We start from the raw sequence: 8,549 nt of genomic DNA, 5'->3' as shown, positions 1-8,549 counted from the left end.
TAGATCTTTGGCATGACTTCTATCCTTCCTGGAATTTATCCAGTCGTGAAGTCAACCAAACCTTCAGCAGTCCCGAACGCCTGATTCGAGCACAAGGTCCCGACCAGGTTGCAGCCTTTATGTTTGAAATCTATAAGGGTGCAGCGGGCTTCCGAGTGCCAGATTCCTATGTCAGAGGCATCCGTGAAATGACCACACGGCTCGGGATCTTGTGGATCGACGATGAAGCAATTGCGGGAGCTGGGCGTTCGGGGAAGTGGTGGGCCTATCAGCATACAGGCGCGAAGCCTGACCTTTTGGTCACTGCGAAAGGAATAGGTAGTTCAGCCGCGCCAGCAGGCGCGGTTCTCGTGGCCGAAGGCATCAATGATTACTTGAACTCGGGAGTCTGGAATTCAGTCTCGACCAACTCGGGACATCCCTTGGCGACAGCAGCTATCGCAGCTACGGTTGCGACGATAAATGAAGAGGGTGTGCTCGATCGGGTGACACAATTTGGGGAGTTGATCGAGCGAAGACTCGATGACATGGTCAGGCGACACGCATCGGTAGCTGGATACAGTGGACGTGGATTTGGCTGGGGAATCGATATCAGCGCCCTCGACGGCGATCGGTTTCTGCCGGCGGACCGCTGGTTTGTGCCGGGCTTGGACCAGCAGCCAGAGTTCAATCCGGCAGAGTTCGTGGCAAATGAATGTCTCAAGCGAGACATGCTCACATTCACGTTCATCGCAAATACAGTCACGATCGCGCCGCCGCTCAGTAGTACCGTAGAAGACATTGAGTTCGGATTGGATGCATTGGACGCGAGCTTCGCGGCTCTCGACGAGCGCATCAAAGCGATGTAGGAGCCGAATCAGAAGCTATCATCAGTAGGGACATGGTGCCTTAGAGGATCGACTAGGGCAATACACGTTCGCGGAGGGGGCTGGGCGGCGAGATGAGTATCATTCGAAATTCTCCCGTCCAGGCCCGCAGCGAAGCAAAACTTGCGAGGATACTCAGAGTCGCCCAGCAAATCATCTCGACGGAAGGCCCAGAAGCCGCAACAACTACACGTATTGCCGCAGAGTCTGACGTCTCGGTGGGAGTTGTATATCGGTTCTTCTCTAATCGGGAGGGGCTGCTCAACGTGCTGGTCGCAGAAGAGCTCAACGAGCTCGATCGCCGTCTCATTGCCGTGGACTATCGGCTGGATGGGCCTGATTGGGAGCAGAGGGCCGAAGCCGGGATCGACGTAATGGTCGACTTCGCGGACGATCCGACGCTAGCTTATAGAACCCTGATGTACACATCGACCTTGACAGGGGAGATCGCGGAGACCAACCGTGACCATGACCTGCGTATGGCCGAATACTTGCTTTCAGGGCTATCGGAAACTGTATTGGCTAGCATGGCCCCCAACCCGTTGGCTGTAGTCCATATGTACCTTGGAATTCTAGATAAAGGAATGGAACTGGCGTTCTATCGTCCGGGCTATCGGGACGAGAAAATTATCAGACAGATGAAGGTCGCCTCACATGCCTATATTGCCCAGTACTTAAACTAAGAATCGTCGCGATCTAGTCGACAGCTGAGAAGAGGTCTTATCACGTCAGCGCCGACAGTGCCTTTTGGCAAGATTGGTTCAGAAGTTTGCGACGAGACGGTAGGTTCAGCTCAGCAACGAGCGCCAGCAGAGCCGAATGGTACAAACTCCTCGATTGCTTCCGTCGGCATTATGCGTGGCTCGCCAACTCGAGGTGGTCTCCAGTCTTCGTCCTTGCAGCACACCCAGGTTGCGTCGAAGTCCACTATGATGTGCGAATCATCGCTGGCTCAAAATCCGATCCGGCGACATGAACGTGTAATCGATGGACGGTTCCACACCTTGGCAGAGATCAGCTATCACCTCGCCGACGCCTGTTGCATGCTTGAAGCCTTGACCAGATCCTCCACTGGCGACGAAAACTTTAGAATCGCGCATTCTGCCCACGACGAATTGCTCATCGCAGGTCATTGTTAGCAGACAGATACTAGATTCGACCGGAGTGGAGCTCAAGTTGTCGAATGAGGTGCCAACCAAGCTTGAAAGATACTCGACATCGTCGTCGTGAACGGTTCTGTCGATATTGTCAGTGTCAACACTTCTGTTGCGAGTGGGGTGCCCATGTGTGCCGATCTTGGTGAACCATCCTGGTGCTGCAGCCCCATGGCCCCACAAGCTGTCAGTCGAGTTCAGATCACGTTGGAACGGCGGAATATCGCTTAGGGTCGGTGACTCGTGCTCAGAACCTTCGGTACTGAACCAGCACTGTGGTATGCGCAGCGGATCGAGATTCAGCTGAGGAAACAGCTTTGCAGTCCAGGCACCAGTCGCATAAACGACTTGCTGGGCTCGAAAGTCACCTTCTGAGGTTCGGACCACCACGTCATCTCCATCTTCGCGATGGCCGTGAACCTCAATATTCTCGCGAATCTGGGCTCCGTAGCTACGAGCTTGAGAAACTGCAGCCTCCACACATTCCTCTGTGAACAACAGCCCACCCTCTGGATCGACAAGGGCAACTTCGTCGTCCGACACGTTGCTGAAGGCCGGATACTGCCGACGTAATTCGCCAGAGCTGAGGACCTGCGGCTCTATACCAAAGCGTCTGGCGACCTCCAAAGCATTGGCAATTCGACCGCGCCCGTTTTCGCCGATAATCAGAGCGCCTGAAGCCTCGAATAGACGTTGCTTAGTGGCATCTTGCAGCTCTCGCCATAGTTGCTTGGACAGCATAGCGAGGGGGAATAAGTCGACGTGGTTCTGGGACAGAGCGCGAAAAATTCGAGTTTGGCCATGGGACGAGCCCTTGTCATTGGGAATCGACTCTTGGTCCAGGGCAATCACATCCATGCCTCTGGCCGCGAGCCTCCACGCCACAGCGCTGCCGAACGCGCCTACTCCGACCACGATGACGTCGGCCTTATGAGTCAACTTGCCCACCTGCTGCTTTCTGTGTGGCTGAAACGTTCGGATGCTGAGCTTCGAAGGAGAGTTCAGAACCTCCGTGAAGCTGAAAAGCGGCGTGCAGAAGAAGTCGAATGCCCCAGCACCATGTCGCGGACTGCTCGCGCGGTGAAGGGCGAGAGCATCAGACCGAGCATGTTGTGGCCAGAGGCCACATAGGTGTTCTGCAGGCTGGGAAGTTTGCTGATGATCGGAAGACCGTCAGGAGTCAGCGGTCGAGCGCCCACCCATTCGTTATAGCGGTTTCGCAGGGCTTCTTCGGGGAGGTATGGAGCCACCGCCGCGACGATCTGTTTGATGCGATCCGAGTTGAACCGGTGTGCGTCGCTGTCGAATTCCATCGTCCCAGCGATTCGCAAAGAGTTGCCGGCCAAGGGCATGCCAGCGACATGTGCTGAGTCGAACTTGAAGATGTGGCTGGTTGGGTGGGGCACGTCGATTGTGAAACTGTAGCCCTTGCCAGGTCTGATCGGCACAGGCTTGCCGGAAGCAGACGCGATGTCGGCGGTGCCGACCCCAGCGGCTACGACGACGGCATCTGCATCGAAGTGCGCGTTGCTGGCTCTGACTCTCTGTCTACCTTCGAAATCGGTCACTGAAGTGACAGTCACGCCTTCGTGAATGGAGACTCCTGCCTCAAGCAGGTGCTGATGAAGAGCTTCGACGTAATTGATCGGGTTGGTGTAGTAGCTGCCTTCGTCCAGGAATCCGTATCCATGTGCGTTCAACGATGGTTCGATCTCAACGAGATCTCTTGGGCCGAGAACTTCCGAGACAGTGTGTGGAATGCCGCTGCCTGAAGTCCGCTTGAGAGTCGACTGCCGACCCTCGCGAGCGGACTGTTCGTCTGCAAACACGCTTAAGTATCCATCGCTGGACGCTTCCAAGCCGACTTCCTCGGCAAGCTCTAGGAAGGCGCTCATTGCGAGGTCTTGAATCTCGGCAAGCGCCGACTGGTTCTCGGAGTATCTTCGCGGCAATGAGTTGCGAGCTACGCGAAGAAGAAAAGGGAGATAGCCCGGAAGTGTTCCCACGTTGACATGGAGAGCACTGTCCTTGCGATATGCCTGCGACAGTGCAGAGACAATCAGAGCGAGCTTGGCAACCGGGGTCGCCTGCTCGGGGCAGATCTCCCCGGCATTCCCCCTGGAAGCTCCGGAACCGACGACCGAACGTTCGACGACTTCAACTTCGATTCCTGCCTTAGACAATTCAAAGGCCGTCGTCAGGCCGATCAATCCAGCGCCGATGACAATGGCTTTCATGAAGTCAGACCTCCGTCTGGATAGCGGATATGAAAGCTTGGGTACGCGGATCCTGAGGACTTTTCAGTACTGTCTCCGGAGGCCCGCTTTCGACAATCTTTCCGTGGTCGAAGAAGACGACACGGTCAGCCACCTTCTGAGCGAACTCCAACTGGTGTGTCACGACAAGCATCGTGTAGCCAGCATGTGCAAGGTCTTTGATCGTCTTGAGCACCTCACCGACTAATTCCGGGTCAAGTGCCGAGGTCGGCTCATCGAAGAGCAGCACCTGAGGGTCCATCGCCAATGCTCGTGCAATTGCGACTCGCTGCTGCTGGCCCCCGGAGATGCCGGAAGGGTAGGACGTCGCGCGATCTGCAAGGCCGACTTTATCGAGCAGATCCCGGCCTCGCTTCTCAGCAGCGGCGCGGCTCTCGCCTTTCACCCGGATGGGGCCGACCGTGACGTTTTCCAGCACAGTCATATGGGGGAACAGCTGAAACTGCTGAAAGACGAATCCGAACTTCTGCCGTTGTCCGGCTGCTACTGGACCATCGAGCCTGACGAACCCGTCTTTATAGGGAGCCATGCCGATGAGTTCGTCCTCAAGGTAGATACGACCACCATCGATCTTCTCGAGATTGTTCACGCACCTCAATAAAGATGACTTCCCGGATCCTGAGGGCCCGATAATACAGATGACTTCGCCTTGGTCGATGTCAATCGACACATCGGAGAGAACCTGGAAGTCGTCGTACCATTTATCGAGATGCTCGACGCGGAGGAAGTGACTCTTCATCATTTGGTCTGTCATCTTCATGCCCCTCTGTTGAATCGCAGTTCGATGAGGTGTGCCAGCCAACCGAAGATGAGCACCATGACCAGGTACCAAATGGCTGCGACGAACAGAAGCTCTATTGTGAGGAAATTGTTCGAGTAGAGCTCCTTTGTCACAGTCAGCAGATCGTTGCCGGCAATGACCACCACCAGGGAAGTGTTCTTCAGCATGGAAATGAACTGGTTGGCAGTCGGAGGCACAATTAGCCGTGTCGCTTGTGGGAAGACGACTGAACGCAAGGACTGCCAATACGTCATACCGATCGCTTCTGCCGCCTGTGACTGTCCGCGATTGACCCCGTTGACTCCGGCGCGCACGATTTCTGCCATGTAGGCGGCTTCATGGAGTGCCAGACCCAGGACCGCTGCAAGGAACGGTGTGACGACGGAGTTGACGTTCAGTTGGAACGGTCCGAACCCGATGTACGGCAGGAAGATGGCGATGTTGTAGAAGATCAGCAAGAGGATGATCAACGGCAGAGCTCGGAAGAGTGCGACGTAGCCTTTCGATAGAGTGTTCCACACGATGTTGCGCGACATCATGCCTATCGCGAGCAGGGATCCGCCTGCGATTCCGATCACCATCGCGAGAACGGAATACAGGAGGGTATATCCGACTCCTGTGAGAATGCGGTAGTCGAACAGATAGGCCAGGGTCTTGCTCCACTGAAGGTTGCCTGTTGCGAAGAGAAAGACGATGTAGGCGACTACGGCGATTCCAAGTATGCCGACAAGTGTTCTGCGCAGGTTGAACTGGCGGTGGTACTTGATCGTCCAGTCGTTTGGATAGGTAGATGTGCTTTCAGCAGTCATCGGTTATTCCTTGGCCGGGCCGTCGTTGATGCCTGACTTCTCGATGATCCCCTTATCGAGGTCATAGGCCTTGAGGATCTTGGAGTAGTCCCCGGAGTCCATGAGCGACTGGACTGTGTCGCGCAGGACCTTCTGCAGCTCATCCTCGTCTTTGCGCACACCGATGCCATAGAAGTAATCAGAGGAGATCGGTTTGTCAACGACTTCCAGTGCGTCCCCGCCCTGGACGGTCTTCGCCTCGTAGAGAGCGGCAGGATAGTCATTTCCCGTCGCGTCTGCTCGTCCATTGACGACCGCCAGTGTGGCATCGTTGCTGCTCTCGTAGAGCTTGATGTCGATCGGCTTTTCGCCGTCCTTCTTGCACTGTTTGTTCTGAGTCTTAGCTCGCTCGACGGATTCGACGCCTTGCTGCAGTGCAATGCTATGTCCGCACATATCGTCGAGACCTTCGATCTTGAGCGGGTTGCCCTTCTTCACCTCGAGCGAGGTGGCGGAGCGATAGTAGTCAATGAAGGCCACCTCTTTCCTGCGCTCGGGAAGGTCAGCGAACGATTCGACAGCGAGGTCGATCCTCTTGGCCTTGAGGGCAGGGATCAGGCCGTCGAAAGAGACTTCCTTCACGTCCATCTCAGTACCCAGTTTTCGAGTGACTGCCTCGGCCAAGTCATATTCGGCACCGACTCTCTTGTCGCCGTCCATATATCGCATCGGCGGGAAAGTGAAAGTCATCCCGATCTTCATCGAATCGGTGTACTCATCTGGCAGGCGCTCGGCGAGTGAATTATCCTTTTCGATGCTCTCAACGACCTGTCGGGAGGCTTCGATGCCGCCGCCTTCTGAGTCGGTCTGCTCATCAGCATTGCAGGCGCTGGTACTAAGAATCGCTCCCACCAGAGCGATAGCTCCGATGAGGCGCACGCGGGATCGAGAGAGCATCTTCTGTTTCATGTTGTCCGCACCTTTGCGTTGACTACTCTTATTTATAGTTTCACTGAAACTATCATTGCCTGTGAGGCAAGTCACTAGGGTCTGCCTGTTTGCGATCGATGATTGTTGAAGACTGCGTTTAGATTTTCTAAATCGACAGCTTGGTTCCTGGTCGGAATTTCTTCCGGATCTACCGTCATTGCCGAAGCGAAACTTCTGAACGAGATTCTGCTGGCTTTCGTGCTCAGTGAGCTATGGTCGCATTGCCTTTAAGAGGTTGCGCGACAGCAAATCACCACCTGTTGAAAGGCTCGGCAGGGAGCTGGAAGGTCTCTGGGAACTGATGCGAACGAGACCGCTCGTCCCAATGTGTTCGACCATTTCGAACGAGACGTCGTAGGATTCCACATGGAGACAGCCGACGAGGAATCGCATTGTCGCTTTAGTGCGTATCCCGATCCAACCCGGCTTACGGTCGGACCAGCGCTGAAAGTCCGACCGTAAGCCGGGATCACCTGCTAGAACCAGCGTGATCGACCAATATAGAGCGGACGGCCGCCGCCCATGGCGTAACTCGAGTTCCGTCGTTTTGCAACTGCCCCGGCCAGGCTCGGGTATCGAGCGCGGATGACTTCGTGGGTCTTCGAACGAATGATCTCGTGCGCACGGTTGGCGCTGGCTGCGGCTGAGCAGATGAAGGAGCGCCGGGCCGAGGTGATGTCCGCAGCACCGGAGTCCATCACTCGCAGCGAGCTCAATCGGCGGTACTTTTACACTGGGGTGTGATGCCGACTCTCGCTCCGACCTCGCTCGCCGTCTCCGCTGCCGTCGCTGACCATCGTGAGGCGGCTGAGCACACCGTCGACGAGCTGCCAGAGACGATCCAGGGCCTGGGCCACCGGATGTCCTCTGCTGACATCCGAGCCGTCGAAGCCGGAGTGGATTCGGCCACGGTCGACGACCTCGTCGCCTTGGCGGTGGCTCTCTGAGCACCACGCCGGTCGTCCTCCTGTCGCACGTGCCCATCGATCTGCCCGACCCCGGCGAGGGTCCGATCGCCAACGCTTTCCCCGAAGACGTCGTCGGGGCTCAGCTGCGAGGCTGGATGGAAGGCCGAACGTCTCTCGATCACGGGTCCCGTCTGGCTCACTGGCGTGAGCGGGCCTGCCGGGTCGAGCTGCGGCGCATCCACCACCAAGAGCAGCAGGAAGCCGCTGCGGCCGAGCTGGCCGACATCGGTGAACTTGCCCTTCAAGAGGCCGACGCCGGGCCCGTCATCGCCCTGCACGAGCGTGTCGAAGAGGGCGATTGGCTTCTGGGGCAATGCGATCAGGCTCAGGCGCTCATCGAACGTCGGCTGAATCGCCTCGCTCAAGGCAAACGGCCCTATGTGTGGGCAAACGGGTGGAATTCCGATTTAGTCCGCGCTCTGACGCCTGGCTCGTGGCCACGCTGGCGGTGGGTCGTACCGGCTCATCGCCGCTGAGGCCGGGGGCGCGCAGTGTGAACTGCCAGAGGCGGTGGAACGGGCTGGACGGACTGAAGACACACCTCGCAGAGCGCCAACGCCGACATGTCAACCTCCGCCAATTCAGGTCTGTCGGTCACGATGGCAAGGCGCTGATTAAGCTTCAGGAGAACGCCGATGCCCTGGACGCGGACATCCACGAACGCCGCGGTCGGGAATTGCAACCAGGAAGACCTCGCTAGCCCAACCGCTCGGCTGACCCGCCAGG

The 8,549-nt window shown here is 56.8% G+C and carries 9 protein-coding genes; 4 read left to right on the top strand and 5 right to left on the bottom strand.

Annotation, left to right across the window (positions count from 1 at the left end):
- Both IHE57_RS15705 and IHE57_RS15700 read left to right on the top strand, forming a co-directional pair.
- Nucleotides 1–848: aminotransferase class III-fold pyridoxal phosphate-dependent enzyme (locus IHE57_RS15705; protein WP_209374565.1), on the top strand; the 848-nt coding region annotated here is incomplete at its 5' end.
- A gap of 92 nt (nucleotides 849–940) precedes the next feature.
- Nucleotides 941–1,549 carry a TetR/AcrR family transcriptional regulator gene (locus IHE57_RS15700; RefSeq protein ID WP_209374564.1) on the top strand — a complete coding sequence of 203 codons (609 nt, stop codon included), beginning with the start codon at nucleotides 941–943 and terminating at the stop codon, nucleotides 1,547–1,549.
- Between the two features lie 258 nt (nucleotides 1,550–1,807).
- Here IHE57_RS15700 and solA read toward each other — a convergent pair whose 3' ends face one another.
- The 5 genes from solA to IHE57_RS15675 are packed head-to-tail and all read right to left on the bottom strand — an operon-like array spanning nucleotide 1,808 to nucleotide 6,834.
- Nucleotides 1,808–2,968, bottom strand: coding sequence for an N-methyl-L-tryptophan oxidase (gene solA, locus IHE57_RS15695; RefSeq protein ID WP_209374562.1), 1,161 nt, complete (start codon nucleotides 2,966–2,968; stop codon nucleotides 1,808–1,810).
- 53 nt (nucleotides 2,969–3,021) lie between these two features.
- Nucleotides 3,022–4,257 carry an NAD(P)/FAD-dependent oxidoreductase gene (locus IHE57_RS15690; protein ID WP_209374560.1) on the bottom strand — a complete coding sequence of 412 codons (1,236 nt, stop codon included), beginning with the start codon at nucleotides 4,255–4,257 and terminating at the stop codon, nucleotides 3,022–3,024.
- A gap of 4 nt (nucleotides 4,258–4,261) precedes the next feature.
- Entirely contained in the window at nucleotides 4,262–5,056 is a 795-nt protein-coding gene (locus tag IHE57_RS15685; protein ID WP_366933991.1) for an amino acid ABC transporter ATP-binding protein, read from the bottom strand.
- On the bottom strand, nucleotides 5,053–5,886 hold the full coding sequence (locus tag IHE57_RS15680) for an amino acid ABC transporter permease (RefSeq protein WP_209374558.1): 834 nt from the start codon (nucleotides 5,884–5,886) through the stop codon (nucleotides 5,053–5,055). Before IHE57_RS15680 ends, IHE57_RS15685 begins: the two co-directional genes overlap by 4 nt.
- A 3-nt stretch (nucleotides 5,887–5,889) precedes the next feature.
- Nucleotides 5,890–6,834 carry an ABC transporter substrate-binding protein gene (locus IHE57_RS15675; RefSeq protein ID WP_209374556.1) on the bottom strand — a complete coding sequence of 315 codons (945 nt, stop codon included), beginning with the start codon at nucleotides 6,832–6,834 and terminating at the stop codon, nucleotides 5,890–5,892.
- A 764-nt stretch (nucleotides 6,835–7,598) separates the two neighbouring features.
- Between IHE57_RS15675 and IHE57_RS15670 the strand changes: the two genes are divergently transcribed.
- Entirely contained in the window at nucleotides 7,599–7,802 is a 204-nt protein-coding gene (locus tag IHE57_RS15670; RefSeq protein ID WP_209374554.1) for a hypothetical protein, read from the top strand.
- A 29-nt stretch (nucleotides 7,803–7,831) separates the two neighbouring features.
- Entirely contained in the window at nucleotides 7,832–8,299 is a 468-nt protein-coding gene (locus IHE57_RS15665; RefSeq protein ID WP_209374552.1) for a hypothetical protein, read from the top strand.
- The last annotated feature ends 250 nt before the right edge of the window (nucleotides 8,300–8,549 follow it).

It is taken from the genome of Brevibacterium renqingii, from assembly GCF_017808105.1.
Classification (GTDB): domain Bacteria; phylum Actinomycetota; class Actinomycetes; order Actinomycetales; family Brevibacteriaceae; genus Brevibacterium; species Brevibacterium renqingii.
The sequence above is the reverse complement of the archived record's forward strand: the minus strand, read 5'-3'. Positions and strand labels throughout refer to the sequence as shown.